Origin of the sequence: Streptomyces sp. NPDC059201 (assembly GCF_042754585.1) — a bacterium.
Classification (GTDB): Bacteria; Actinomycetota; Actinomycetes; order Streptomycetales; family Streptomycetaceae; genus Streptomyces.
On the sequence record NZ_JBHZBB010000023.1, the window covers coordinates 21,110 to 33,734 of the forward strand.

11 protein-coding genes and 1 pseudogene are annotated in these 12,625 nt (G+C 72.8%); 9 read left to right on the forward strand and 3 right to left on the reverse strand.

Going from position 1 to position 12,625, the window contains the following annotated elements:
- Positions 1–166: 166 nt before the first annotated feature.
- The 3 genes from ACFXMG_RS38655 (at position 167) to ilvD (ending at position 3,667) form a co-directional block, all read left to right on the forward strand.
- Complete coding sequence (locus tag ACFXMG_RS38655) at positions 167–991, forward strand: sugar phosphate isomerase/epimerase family protein (RefSeq protein ID WP_383829807.1); 825 nt, start codon at positions 167–169, stop codon at positions 989–991.
- Positions 988–1,599, forward strand: coding sequence for a TetR family transcriptional regulator (locus ACFXMG_RS38660; protein WP_383829804.1), 612 nt, complete (start codon positions 988–990; stop codon positions 1,597–1,599). Before ACFXMG_RS38655 ends, ACFXMG_RS38660 begins: the two co-directional genes overlap by 4 nt.
- Before the next feature lie 214 nt (positions 1,600–1,813).
- On the forward strand, positions 1,814–3,667 hold the full coding sequence (ilvD, locus tag ACFXMG_RS38665) for a dihydroxy-acid dehydratase (protein ID WP_383829801.1): 1,854 nt from the start codon (positions 1,814–1,816) through the stop codon (positions 3,665–3,667).
- 33 nt (positions 3,668–3,700) lie between these two features.
- Here the strand turns inward: ilvD and ACFXMG_RS38670 are convergent, their stop codons facing one another.
- Positions 3,701–5,941, reverse strand: coding sequence for a protein kinase (locus tag ACFXMG_RS38670; RefSeq protein WP_384339141.1), 2,241 nt, complete (start codon positions 5,939–5,941; stop codon positions 3,701–3,703).
- A gap of 141 nt (positions 5,942–6,082) precedes the next feature.
- Between ACFXMG_RS38670 and ACFXMG_RS38675 the strand changes: the two are divergent.
- The 5 genes and pseudogenes from ACFXMG_RS38675 to proC form a co-directional block, all read left to right on the forward strand.
- Positions 6,083–6,334, forward strand: a pseudogene (locus tag ACFXMG_RS38675) (SH3 domain-containing protein); the annotation flags it as partial.
- 49 nt (positions 6,335–6,383) lie between these two features.
- Positions 6,384–6,890 (forward strand): hypothetical protein, encoded by a 507-nt coding sequence (locus ACFXMG_RS38680; protein ID WP_383830734.1) that lies wholly within the window; start codon positions 6,384–6,386, stop codon positions 6,888–6,890.
- An 86-nt stretch (positions 6,891–6,976) separates the two neighbouring features.
- Positions 6,977–7,804, forward strand: coding sequence for an ABC transporter ATP-binding protein (locus tag ACFXMG_RS38685; protein ID WP_383830737.1), 828 nt, complete (start codon positions 6,977–6,979; stop codon positions 7,802–7,804).
- On the forward strand, positions 7,801–8,538 hold the full coding sequence (locus ACFXMG_RS38690; protein WP_383830740.1) for an ABC transporter permease: 738 nt from the start codon (positions 7,801–7,803) through the stop codon (positions 8,536–8,538). Before ACFXMG_RS38685 ends, ACFXMG_RS38690 begins: the two co-directional genes overlap by 4 nt.
- An 85-nt stretch (positions 8,539–8,623) precedes the next feature.
- Positions 8,624–9,433: a pyrroline-5-carboxylate reductase gene (gene proC, locus ACFXMG_RS38695; RefSeq protein ID WP_383830742.1), complete on the forward strand. Its 810-nt coding sequence runs from the start codon at positions 8,624–8,626 to the stop codon at positions 9,431–9,433.
- A 3-nt stretch (positions 9,434–9,436) separates the two neighbouring features.
- On the opposite strand, the gene ACFXMG_RS38700 is transcribed toward proC, so the two are convergent.
- Positions 9,437–10,018, reverse strand: coding sequence for a cysteine hydrolase family protein (locus ACFXMG_RS38700; RefSeq protein WP_383830745.1), 582 nt, complete (start codon positions 10,016–10,018; stop codon positions 9,437–9,439).
- A 75-nt stretch (positions 10,019–10,093) separates the two neighbouring features.
- Here ACFXMG_RS38700 and ACFXMG_RS38705 point away from each other — a divergent pair, with 75 nt between their 5' ends.
- On the forward strand, positions 10,094–11,092 hold the full coding sequence (locus ACFXMG_RS38705; RefSeq protein ID WP_383830748.1) for a GlxA family transcriptional regulator: 999 nt from the start codon (positions 10,094–10,096) through the stop codon (positions 11,090–11,092).
- On the opposite strand, the gene trpS is transcribed toward ACFXMG_RS38705, so the two are convergent.
- A complete protein-coding gene (gene trpS, locus ACFXMG_RS38710; protein WP_383830751.1) occupies positions 11,059–12,057 on the reverse strand; it encodes a tryptophan--tRNA ligase in 999 nt (332 codons plus the stop codon). The genes ACFXMG_RS38705 and trpS overlap by 34 nt on opposite strands.
- Positions 12,058–12,625 lie beyond the last annotated feature (568 nt).

Genomic DNA, 12,625 nt, shown 5'->3' on the forward strand with positions numbered 1-12,625 from the left:
GCGGCACGCGCACGCGTAGAACCCGTAACCGAGTCGCACGCGCGCGTACGCCTGCGGCAGCCGTACGCGAGCAGAACAGGAGCCGTACGCGCGCCGTCCCCGGGGCGTGCGGGGGGTGACCGGAACCACGCTCCCGCGCCCAGGTGCGCCCCGTACCCTGTCTGTCGTGGCAGAACCAGCGGTGCGCATCCCGGATGCGAAGGTCGCGCTGTCGACGGCCTCGGTCTATCCGGAGTCGACGGCGACGGCCTTCGAGGTCGCCGCGCGCCTCGGGTACGACGGCGTCGAGGTCATGGTGTGGACCGACCCGGTCAGCCAGGACATCGAGGCCCTGCGCCGCCTCTCCGACTACCACCAGGTGCCGATCCTGGCCATCCACGCCCCCTGCCTGCTGATCACCCAGCGCGTCTGGTCCACCGACCCCTGGGTCAAGCTCCAGCGCGCCCAGGCGGCCGCGGAGAAGCTCGGCGCGTCCACGGTCGTCGTCCACCCGCCGTTCCGCTGGCAGCGCCAGTACGCCCGCGACTTCGTGACCGGCATCTGGCGGATGGCCGAGGAGACCGACGTCCGCTTCGCCGTCGAGAACATGTACCCGTGGCGGTACAAGGACCGCGAGATGCTCGCGTACGCCCCCGAGTGGGACGTCACCAAGGACGACTACCGGCACTTCACGATCGACCTCTCGCACACGGCGACCGCCCGCACGGACACCCTCGCGATGATCGACCGCATGGGCGACCGGCTCGGCCACGTCCACCTCGCCGATGGGCGCGGCTCCGCCAAGGACGAGCACCTGGTCCCGGGCCGGGGCACCCAGCCGTGCGCCGAGCTGCTTGAGGGGCTGGCCGTGAGCGGCTTCGACGGACACGTCGTCATCGAGGTCAACACCCGGCGCGCGATGTCCGCCGCCGAACGGGAGGCCGACCTCGCCGAGGCGCTCGCCTTCACCCGGCTCCACCTCGCGTCGGCGGCCCGGGGCACGCGCGCGTGAGCGAACCCTCACCCCGTCGCCGCGGCCGCCCCGCGCGCGACGCCGACGCCGGTGGACCCGGTGCCCGCGAGCGGATCCTGGAGGCGGCGCGGACGCAGTTCGCGGAGCGCGGCTACGACAAGACCTCGGTCCGCGGCATCGCCAAGGCCGCCGGGGTCGACCCGGCGCTGGTGCACCACTACTTCGGTACGAAGGACGAGGTCTTCGCGGCGGCGATCGAGGTCTCCTTCGAACCGGCGCTCGTCGTCCCGGCCATCCTCGACGGCCCGCGCGACGCGGTCGGCGAACGCCTGGCCCGCTTCTTCATCGGGGTGTGGGAGAACCCGGTGACCCGCGCCCCGCTGCTCGCGGTCATCCGCTCCGCGGTGACCCACGAGGCGGCGGCGAAGGTGCTGCGGACCTTCGTGCTGCGCCGGCTCCTGGAGCGGATCGCCGCCGACCTGGCCGTACCGGACCCGAAGTTCCGGGCCGAGCTGGCGGCCTCGCAGATGATCGGGATCGTGATACTGCGGTACGTGATCAAGGTGGAGCCGCTGGCCTCGGCGGACCCGGAGCGGATCGTGGCCGAGGTTGCCCCGACCCTCCAGCGCTACCTGACCGAAGCCTGACCGCTCACCGAAGCCCGACCGCTCACCGCCCGACCGCGCACCGCCCGATCCCGAGCGATCCCGAGCGATCCCGGACAGACCCCTGAGCGGATCCCTGACCGGATCCCTGACCGATCCCTGGAATCCCGTCCCGTATTCCGGACAGGCTGTCCAGATCTTGGAGCGGCGGCGTACGCTCGTTAGCAAGCACATCCATCACGAGGAGCGAGCGACGATGCCCGAGCTGAGGTCCCGCACTGTCACCCACGGCCGCAACATGGCGGGCGCACGCGCCCTTATGCGCGCCTCCGGTGTACCGGGCGCGGACATCGGGCGGAAGCCGATCATCGCCGTGGCGAACTCGTTCACCGAGTTCGTCCCCGGCCACACCCACCTCCAGCCCGTCGGGCGGATCGTCTCCGAGGCCATCACGGCCGCCGGCGGCATCGCCCGCGAGTTCAACACGATCGCCGTCGACGACGGCATCGCCATGGGCCACGGCGGCATGCTCTACAGCCTGCCCTCCCGCGACCTGATCGCGGACAGCGTGGAGTACATGGTCGAGGCCCACTGCGCCGACGCCCTGATCTGCATCTCCAACTGCGACAAGATCACCCCCGGCATGCTGATGGCCGCCCTGCGCCTCAACATCCCGACGGTCTTCGTCTCCGGCGGCCCCATGGAGTCCGGCCGCGCCACGCTCGTCGACGGCACGGTCCGCACGCTCGACCTGGTCGACGCGATCTCCGACGCCGTGAACGACAACATCTCGGACGAGGACATCCGCCGCATCGAGGAGAACGCCTGCCCGACCTGCGGCTCGTGTTCCGGCATGTTCACCGCCAACTCGATGAACTGCCTGACCGAGGCCATCGGCCTCTCCCTGCCGGGCAACGGCTCGATGCTCGCCACCCACACCGGCCGCCGCGCCCTGTACGAGAACGCGGCCCGCACGGTCGTCGAGATCACCCACCGCTACTACGGCGAGGACGACGCCTCGGTCCTGCCGCGCTCCATCGCGACCCGCGCGGCGTTCGAGAACGCCATGGCGCTCGACATCGCCATGGGCGGCTCGACCAACACGATCCTCCACCTGCTCGCCGCCGCCCAGGAGGCCGAGCTGGACTACGGCCTGTCCGACATGAACGAGGTCTCGCGCCGCGTCCCCTGCCTGGCCAAGGTCGCCCCGAACGTCGCCCCGCGCGGCACGTACTACATGGAGGACGTCCACCGGGCCGGCGGCATCCCCGCCATCCTCGGCGAGCTGTACCGCGCCGGGCTGCTCAACGAGGACGTCCACTCGGTCCACTCCCGCTCCGTCAAGGAGTGGCTGGGCGCCTGGGACGTGCGCGGCGGCTCGCCCACCGACGAGGCCGTCGAGCTGTTCCACGCGGCGCCCGGCTGCGTCCGCTCCGCGGAGGCGTTCTCCCAGTCCGAGCGCTGGGAGACCCTCGACGTGGACGCGGCCGAGGGCTGCATCCGCGACGCGGCCCACGCCTACTCCAAGGACGGCGGCCTCGCCGTCCTGCGCGGCAACATCGCCGTCGACGGCTGCGTCGTGAAGACCGCCGGCGTCGACGAGTCGATCTGGACCTTCGAGGGCCCGGCCGTCGTCTGCGAGTCGCAGGAGGAGGCCGTCGAGAAGATCCTCAACAAGCGGGTCAAGGACGGCGACGTGGTCGTCATCCGGTACGAGGGCCCCAAGGGCGGCCCCGGCATGCAGGAGATGCTCTACCCGACGTCCTTCCTCAAGGGCCGCGGCCTCGGCAAGACCTGCGCCCTGGTGACCGACGGACGCTTCTCCGGCGGCACCTCGGGCCTCTCCATCGGCCACGCCTCCCCGGAGGCGGCCTCGGGCGGCACCATCGCGCTCGTCGAGGACGGCGACCGGATCCGCATCGACATCCCCGGCCGGTCGATCGAGCTGCTCGTCGACGACGAGACCCTCGCCGCCCGCCGCGAGGCCCTCGGCGGCGTCTACGCGCCGAAGAACCGCGAGCGCAAGGTCTCCGCGGCCCTGCGCGCGTACGCCGCGATGGCAACCAGCGCCGACAAGGGCGCCGTCCGGGACGTCTCGAAGCTCGGCTGACACCGGGGCCGAGGGGCCGCCCCCGGGCGGCCTTCACGGCACGCACACGCGCGCGTCCACCGCGAAGACCGAGCCGTCCGGGGCCGTCCCGAACACCCGGTTCCCTGCGACCAGCGGCGCCGGCACCTGCGTCGCGTAGCCCAGCCGCCCGTTCCGCAGCCGGGGGCGGGTCTGCCCGACGACCGCTCCGCGCGCGGTGTCCACGGCGAAGAGCCGCCCGTCCGCGGCGGAGAGGTAGAGCCGGTCGTCGGGGCCGAGGACGGGCACCGAGACGTTCGAGGCCCCCGTCTCCAGCTCCCACAGCCGGCCGCCCTTCTCCACGGCCATGTCCATCGCGAGCAGCCGCCCGTCCAGGGAGAGCAGATACGCGACCGAGCCGCGCACGGCGATACCGCTGACCTGCATCCGCTCCTGGATCCCGATCCGGCGCTCCGAGCCGGTGTCCGGCCCGCTCCCCGGATCGCCGGGGTCGCCCGGCGCGAGCAGCACCAGCCCGTCGACCAGGTCGCCCTGATAGCGCGTGGCGAGGACCAGCGTCCCGTCGCCGGTGCGGCCCGCCGGGAAGGCGTCCCCGGCCACCACCCGGCTCCACACCAGCTCGCCGGTCGCCGGCAGGACGGCCCCGATCCGGGTGCTCTGCCCGTCCGCGGCCGTCTCGGAGACCGTGATCAGCCCGGTCGGGGCGTCGTATACGCCGACCACCGGCGCGTCGAACCCGTCCAGGCGATGCGCCCACTGCCCGGCCCCGGTGCGCGCGTCGATCCCCCGGAGCGCGCCGCGCCCGTCGGAGAGGACGACCACCCCACCCGCCGGGCGGTACGTCTCCGGCACGTCCGCGCGCGCGGTCCAGCCGGGCGTCCCGTCCTCGACGGCGTACGCGCGCAGGGGACCGGTCTTCGGCGAGGCGCCGACCAGCGGCTCGGTCCCACCCGCCAGCGGCACGGGCGTGTCCGGCGGCTCCGCGTCGACTGGCCCGGTCCGCTTCCACAGGACCTCGCCGGTCATCGGGTCGAGGCGGGCGAGCGTCACGCCCCGGGCCGCGCAGTAGAGGGAACCCGCCTCGTGGAGGCAGGCGGGCGCGGCGGAGCCGCCGTACTCCTGGAGCTGGACGTGCCAGCCGTCGAAGGCGGTCGCCACCTCGGCGGGGCGGGCGGGCGCCTCGGCGGTCGGACCGGCCGACGGGCGCAGCGCCGCGTACACCCCGGCCCCGGCCAGGACGAGCACGACGACGGCGGAGACCGTCAGACGCGGCGCGAGCCGCGCGCGCCGCCGCCGCGCGGGCGGGCCGGGCACGGCGGGCCGCGTCGCGGTGTCACCGGAGCCGGAGCCGTAACCCGACCCGGAGCCGTAACCGGAACCGAAGTCGTCGGTACGCCCCTCCGGCGCGAACGGGTCCGCGGGCAGCGCCGGGCGCCGCCGCTGGGACGGTATGAACGCCTCGGCCTCGTACGAGGGCGGCAGCAGGGCCGCCATGATCTCGGCCGGCGTGGGCCGGTCGCCCGGCTCCTTCGCCAGGCAGTGCGCGACCAGCGGCGCGAGCTCGGCCGGCACCCCGGTGAGGTCCGGCTCGTCGTGGACCACCTGGTAGGCCACGATGTACGGGCTGTCCGAGTCGAAGGGGCCGTGCCCGGTCGCCGCGTGCACCAGGACCGAGCCGAGCGCGAAGACGTCGGCGGACGGCCCGACCTCGCGCGGCCGCTGGAACTGCTCCGGCGCCATGAAGGGCGGCGAGCCGATCAGCTTCCCGGTCTCGGTGTGCAGATCGCTGTCGACCGGCCGGGAGATCCCGAAGTCGATGACCTTGGGCCCGGAGTCGGTGAGGAGCACATTGCTCGGCTTGAGGTCCCGGTGCACCACCCCGGCGCGGTGGATGTCGCGCAGCGCCTCGGCGAGCCCGGCGGTCAGCCGGCGCAGCTCGGCGGGGGAGAGGGGGCCGCGCTGGCGGACCTGGTCGGCGAGGGTGGGGCCGGGGACGTAGAGGGTGGCCATCCAGGGGCGCTCGGCGTCCGGGTCGGCGTCCACGACGGGGGCGGTGAAGGCGCCGCTGACCCGGCGGGCGGCGGCCACCTCCTGCCGGAACCGGGCCCGGAAGTCGGGATCCTCCGCATAGCGCGCGTGCACCACCTTCACGGCGAGCCGCAGCCCCGAGGGCGAGGAGGCCAGGTGGACGACGCCCATGCCGCCCGCGCCGAGCACCGCCTGGAGCCGGTACTCCCCGGCGTACTCGGGGCCCTCGGCGCCCCTGTCGGCGTTGGTGCTGCTCAACGGCGGCATCTCCCACCCCCGTGTGGTTCCGCGTCCGTCCACGCGCGCGTGCGCGACGCGAAGGAGCCTAGTCGATGGGCCCCACGATGTCGGAGGAGCTTGCTAGCCTGCGCGCGTCGCACAGAGTGAAGCCAGGGGGAGAACATCATGGCGGTGAAGTACTACCCGGTCGCGCCGGGCTACCGGCTCAACGTCCGGTCCGGTCCGAGCACCCAGTACCCGGTGGTCCGGGTGCTCTCCGAGGGCGTGACCGTCCCGATCCACTGCCAGAAGGCGGGCGAGTGGGTCGCGGGACCGTACGGCACCACCCGCATCTGGGACAGCATCGCCCCGGGGCAGTACGTCTCCGACTCCTACGTGAGGACCGGAAGCGACGACTACGTCGCGCCGCGCTGCTCCTGAGGACCTTCGCCTCGGCCGTCCCGGCGCCGTTCCGGGGATAATCGACCTCGTGAGCGAGGACAAGCAGAACCCCGGAACCGGCACGAGCGGACCCCAGCCCGAGGAGATCCGTTTCTTCGGGACGACCTGGGTCGACCACAGCGCCCACTACGGACTGCGGCGCGCCGGCCTCGCCGTCGGCGCGCTCGCCGCGGCGGTCGCCGGCGCCTTCGTCCTGCGCTTCGCCTACCAGGGGCTCCAGGTCGCGGACGTCGGCGGCATCGTGAACACCCTGGTCATCCTGATGTTCGCGATCTGCTCCGCGATCGCCTTCACCAAGACCTGGGAGGGCTTCGGCCGCCGCCCCGCCGACCAGGCGCGCGAGGACACCCTCAAGAGCCTCAAGGCGATCGGCTTCATCGGCGTGCTCCTCGCCTACGCCATCCGCTGTCTCCTGGAGGCCCCCGGCGAGAAGCTCCGCCGAGCCGAGTACGAGACGGCCCGCACCCGCTACGAGAAGCTCCGCGGCAGCCGCACCGGCAACCCGGCCGCCCGCAAGAAGCCCAAGCGGTCCTGATCCCCGGCCCGGCCGGTCCGGCCACGGCCCACCCGAGCCCCCGCGGTCCTTGACGCGGGGGCTTCTCCGTACCCACTATTCATCACATGATGAATTACGACTCCAGGGAGCCCGAACCCCCCGACCCGGACCCCGCGATCGCCGCCCGCGCCCTCACCGCCGTACGAGGCGACCGCAGCGTCCTGCGCGCCCTCGACCTCACCGTCCCCACCGGCCGCGTCACCGGCCTCCTCGGCCCCTCCGGCTGCGGCAAGACCACCCTCATGCGCGCCATCGTCGGCACCCAGGCCAAGGTCACCGGCACCCTCACCGTCCTCGGCAGCCCCGCGGGCCACCCGAGCCTCCGCCCCCGCATCGGCTACGTCACCCAGGCCCCCTCCGTCTACGACGACCTCACCGTCCGGCAGAACCTCGACTACTTCGCCTCCGTCCTCCTCCCCGGCCGCGCCCACCGCCCCGCCCGCCGCACCGCCGTCGAGGGCGCCCTCGCCGACGTCGACCTGACCGACCACGCCAACTCCCTCGCCGGACGCCTCTCCGGCGGCCAGCGCAGCCGCGTCTCCCTCGCCGTCGCCCTCCTCGGCAGCCCCGACCTGCTCGTCCTCGACGAACCCACCGTCGGCCTCGACCCCGTCCTCCGCCGCGACCTGTGGGACCTCTTCCACCGCCTCGCCGCCGACCGCGGCACCACCCTCCTCGTCTCCTCCCACGTCATGGACGAGGCCGAGCGCTGCCACCGGCTCCTCCTCATGCGCGAGGGCGAGATCCTCGCCGAGGGCAGCCCCGACGCCCTCCGCCGCCAGAGCGGCACCCCCACCGTCGAAGCGGCCTTCCTCCACCTGGTCGACACCGCCACGGGCCGCGCCACCCACGAGGAGCCCCGCGAGAAGACCCACGAGGAGCCCCGCCCATGACCACCGCACGCACCCTCGCCACGGCGGCCCGCGTCCTGCGCCAGCTCCGCCACGACCCCCGCTCCATCGCGCTGATGCTCCTCGTCCCCTGCGCGATGCTCTTCCTGCTCCGCTACGTCTTCGACGGCAGTCCCGGCACCTTCGACACCATCGGCGCCTCGCTGCTCGGCATCTTCCCCCTCATCACCATGTTCCTGGTGACCTCCATCGCCACCCTGCGCGAACGCACCTCCGGCACCCTCGAACGCCTCCTCGCCATGCCCCTCGGCAAGGCCGACCTCATCGCCGGCTACGCCCTCGCCTTCGGCCTGGTCGCCGTCGTCCAGTCGGTCCTCGCCACCGCCCTCGCCGTCGGCCTCCTCGGCCTCGACGTCGTCGGCTCCCCCTGGCTGCTCCTGCTCGTCGCCCTCCTCGACGCCCTGCTCGGCACCGCGCTCGGCCTCTTCGTCTCCGCCTTCGCGGCCTCCGAGTTCCAGGCCGTCCAGTTCATGCCGGCCGTGATCTTCCCCCAGCTCCTCCTCTGCGGCCTGTTCACCCCGCGCGACAAGATGGCCCCCGCCCTGGAGGCGCTCTCGAACGTCCTCCCCATGTCGTACGCCGTCGACGGCATGAACGAGGTCCTCCGCCACCCCGACATCACCGGCACCTTCCTCCGCGACGCCCTCGTCGTGGCGGGCTGCGCCGTCCTCGTCCTCGCCCTCGGCGCCGCCACCCTCCGCCGCCGCACCCCGTGACCGGCCCTCGGACACCGCGCGCACCGGCCGCCCCGCCGGTGCGAGGATGACGACACGTACCCCCTCCGGCGAGGTGAACAGAGCCATGACCCAGACCGTCGCAGTCCTCGGCACCGGCAAGATCGGTGAAGCGCTCCTCAGCGGCATGATCCGAGCCGGCTGGCGCCCCGCGCACCTCCTGGTCACCACCCGCCGCGCCGAACGCGCCGCCGAGCTCCGCGACCGCTACGGCGTCGAGACGGTCACCAACGCCGAGGCCGCCAAGCGCGCCGACACCCTCATCCTGGCCGTCAAGCCCCAGGACATGGGCCGCCTCCTCGACGAACTCGGCCCCCACGTGGCCACCGACCGCCTCGTCATCAGCGCCGCCGCCGGCATCCCCACCTCCTTCATCGAGGAGCGCCTCAGCCCCGGCACCCCCGTCGTCCGCGTCATGCCCAACACCCCCGTCCTCGTCGACGAGGGCATGTCCGTGATCTCCGGCGGCAGCCACGCCACCCCTGAACACCTCGCCCACACCGAGGAGATCTTCGGCGGCGTCGGCAAGACCCTCCGCGTCCCCGAGTCCCAGCAGGACGCCGCCACCGCCCTCTCCGGCTCCGGCCCCGCGTACTTCTACTTCCTCGTCGAGGCCATGACCGACGCCGGCATCCTCCTCGGCCTGCCCCGCGCCCAGGCCCACGACCTCATCGTCCAGGCCGCCATCGGCGCCGCCGTGATGCTCCGCGACAGCGGCGAGCACCCCGTGAAGCTCCGCGAGGCCGTCACCTCCCCCGCCGGCACCACCATCAGTGCCATCCGCGAGCTGGAGAACCACGGCGTCCGCGCCGCCCTCATCGCCGCCCTGGAAGCCGCCCGCGACCGCAGCCGCGAGCTCGCCTCCGGCAACGGCTGACCCCTACCCGGCCGCCGCCAGCACCTCCTCGGTGGTCACGACCCGGGCGAACCCTCCGCCGTGCAGCGACACCGCCGTCGCCCGGGTCAGCTCCTCCGCCGTCCGCGTCCACCCGAACGGCCCGGCCAGGTCGAAGGTGTGCATCGCGTCCAGCGCGAACAGCACGTCGTACCCGAGGTTCCCGCCCATCCGGGCCGTCGTCTCGTTGCACATGTTCGTCTGGATCCCCACGATCACCACCTGCCCGGTCCCCACCCCCTTCAGCCACGCGTCCAGATCCGGCTCCCCGTAGAAGGCGGAGTTCACCGTCTTCGTGACGAGCACCTCCGGCCCCGCGCCCCGGCCCCGCCGCTCCTCGACGAAGTCCTGGAACACGTTCCCCTCCGTCTCCGGCCGCAGCGGCGACCCCTCCTCCACCGAGTCGTGCCGTACGAACACCACCGGCCGCCCCGTCTCCTGCCACCGGTCGATCAGGGCGGCCATGTTCTCCTCCGCCCCCGGGTTGTCCCGACGCCCCCAGACCCCGGACTCGAAGCCCTTCTGCACGTCGACCACGATCAGCGCCGCGTTCTCCTCGATCTCCATGACCACGATCCTGCCCGGGCACACCCGCCCTCCCCAGAGGTTCCGAAGCCACCGATCGATGCTTTACTGCCATCCATGGCGGCCCCCCAGCGCATCGCACTCCTCTCCTTTCCCGGCATCCGCGCCTTCGACGTCTCCGTCGTCACCGAGGTCTGGGGCACCGATCGCACCGACCGCGGCGTCCCCGCCTTCGAACTCCGCCGGACCGCAGCCGACCCGGCCGCCCCGATCCCCCTCCGCGGCGGTCTGAGCCTCAACCCCGACCGCCCCCTCGACTGGATCGACACCCTCACCCCCACCGACCTCGTCCTCGTCCCCGGCATAGAGGACCCCGACACGGACGTCCCCGCCCCCGTCCTCGACGCCGTCCGCCGTGCCCACGCCCGCGGCGTACCCGTCGCCTCCCTCTGCGCGGGCGCCTTCGTCCTCGCCCGCGCCGGTCTCCTCGACGGCCGCCGCGCCGTCACCCACTGGCACCTCGCCGAGACCCTGGCCGCCCGCCACCCACGGGTCCGCGTGGAGCCGGACGCGCTCCACATCGAGGACACCGGCGTCTGGACCTCGGCCGGCACCGCCGCAGGACTCGACCTCTGCCTCCACCTCGTCCGTACGGCCCACGGCGCCGAGGTCGCCGCCACCGTCGCCCGCTCGATGGTCACCGCCCCCTTCCGCACCGGGACCCAGGCCCAGTTCATCGAGCGCCCCACGCCCAGGACCGACCGTGACGAGGACGCCCTCGCCGCCGTCCGCGCCCACGCGCTCGCCCATCTCGACCAGCCCCACACCGTCGCGAGCCTCGCGGCCCACGCCGGCATGTCCCCCCGCTCCTTCGCCCGCCACTTCCAGGCCACCACCGGCACCACCCCCCTCCACTGGCTCATCACCCAGCGCGTCGCCGCCGCCCAGAAACTCCTCGAACTCACCGACCATCCCCTCCCCGAAGTGGCCCGCCGCGCGGGCTTCGGCAGCGAGGTCACGATGCGTCAGCACTTCGCCTCGCACCTCGCCACCAGCCCGCGCGACTACCGCGCGGCCTTCCGTCACACGGCGGGCAGCAGCCCGATCGCCCGGTAGGCCCGGTCCACCAGCGGCCGCGCCATCCCCCGGGCCCGCTCGGCCCCCTCCCGCAGCACCCCGTCCACGAACCCGGGATCCGCCGCGAGCTCGGCATGCCGCTCCCGCACCGGCCGCAGCAGTTCGACCACCGCGTCCGCCGTGTCCTTCTTCAAAGATCCGTACGACTCGTATACACCGGCCAGCTCCTCCGGGTTCCCACCGATCGCCGCCGCCATCAGATCGAGCAGATTTGCGATCCCCGGATTGACGTCCCGGTCATAGACGACCTCCCGCCCGCTGTCCGTCACGGCCCGCATGATCTTCCGCCGCACGGTGTCCGCGTCGTCGAGCAGATAGACGATCCCGGCCCCGTTCTCGTGCGACTTCCCCATCTTCGAACCGGGGTCCTGGAGGTCCATCACCCGCGCCGCCACCGCCGGCCGCGTCGCCCTCGGCACGGTGAACGTGTGGCCGTACCGCTGGTTGAACCGCACGGCCAGGTCCCGGGTCAGCTCCACGTGCTGCGTCTGGTCCTCGCCCACGGGCACCTCGTCGGCCCCGTAGGCCAGGATGTCCGCCGCCATCAGCACGGGATAGGTGAGCAGCGACAGCCGCACGCCCTGCCCGGACTCCCGCGCGCGCACGCTCTTCTCCTTGTACTGGATCATCCGCCGCAGCTCGCCGTCGGTGGCCGTGCACTCCAGGAGGTACGACAGCCGGGCGTGCTCGTCCACATGGCTCTGCACGAACACCGTGCAGAGCTCCGGATCGAGCCCCGACGCCAGCAGCAGCGTCGCCGCCTGCCGGCTCAGCCGGCGCACCCGCGCCGGATCGTGCTCCACGGTCAGCGCGTGCAGGTCCACCACGCTGAACAGCGCCTCGCCCCGGTGCTGGTCCACCTCGACCCACCGCCGTACGGCCCCGAGGTAGTTGCCCAGCGTCAGATGCCCGGTGGGCTTGACCCCGCTGAAGATCCTCGTCATCGCGTTCCGCTCCTTCTCCGTCCTGCGCCGGCCCGACGGCCCGGCTCCCGGAGGGGGATACGCGAACGGCCGCCGAAGCGGCGGCCGTGTGCATGCGTCAGTACGGGCCGCCGTCAGGCGGCCCACCACTGGGTGGTGTGCGCATGCGTAGTCATACGGTGAGGGTACGCCTCAGGGCGGGGGTTGACACGGGATTGTCAGGTCCGTAGTGTTCTCCGAGTTGTCCGACGTGAGCACCGACCCCGGTCGGCCCCGGACAGCGATTCCGCAAGAACCACTGAGCCTGACGGCCGCGATTCGTCGTGCCGTTCTGATTTCCGTGCGCTTTTGCGAAATGAGGAATCCGCGTTCGAAGTTCGGACGCGAGCCCCCGATTCGCATCGGGGGCAAGGAATCCGCTAAAGTCTCACTCGTCGGAACGGCCCAACAGCCGGGAAGGCAAACCCCCCTGACTGGGAATCAGACGCCGAAAGGATCTGATAGAGTCGGAAACGCCGGAAGGGCCCGGAGCGAAAGCGAAAGGGACCGGAAAGCACCGAGGAAATCGGATCGGAAAGATCTGATAGAG

Bases quoted from the DNA above. Each gene is read 5' to 3' on its own strand.
- ilvD (WP_383829801.1), top strand. From the start codon at position 1,814: ATGCCCGAGCTGAGGTCCCGCACTGTCACCCACGGCCGCAACATGGCG.
- ACFXMG_RS38670 (WP_384339141.1), bottom strand. From the start codon at position 5,941: ATGCCGCCGTTGAGCAGCACCAACGCCGACAGGGGCGCCGAGGGCCCC.
- trpS (WP_383830751.1), bottom strand. From the start codon at position 12,057: ATGACGAGGATCTTCAGCGGGGTCAAGCCCACCGGGCATCTGACGCTG.
- proC (WP_383830742.1), top strand. From the start codon at position 8,624: ATGACCCAGACCGTCGCAGTCCTCGGCACCGGCAAGATCGGTGAAGCG.
- ACFXMG_RS38700 (WP_383830745.1), bottom strand. From the start codon at position 10,018: ATGGAGATCGAGGAGAACGCGGCGCTGATCGTGGTCGACGTGCAGAAG.
- ACFXMG_RS38705 (WP_383830748.1), top strand. From the start codon at position 10,094: ATGGCGGCCCCCCAGCGCATCGCACTCCTCTCCTTTCCCGGCATCCGC.
- ACFXMG_RS38685 (WP_383830737.1), top strand. From the start codon at position 6,977: ATGATGAATTACGACTCCAGGGAGCCCGAACCCCCCGACCCGGACCCC.
- ACFXMG_RS38690 (WP_383830740.1), top strand. From the start codon at position 7,801: ATGACCACCGCACGCACCCTCGCCACGGCGGCCCGCGTCCTGCGCCAG.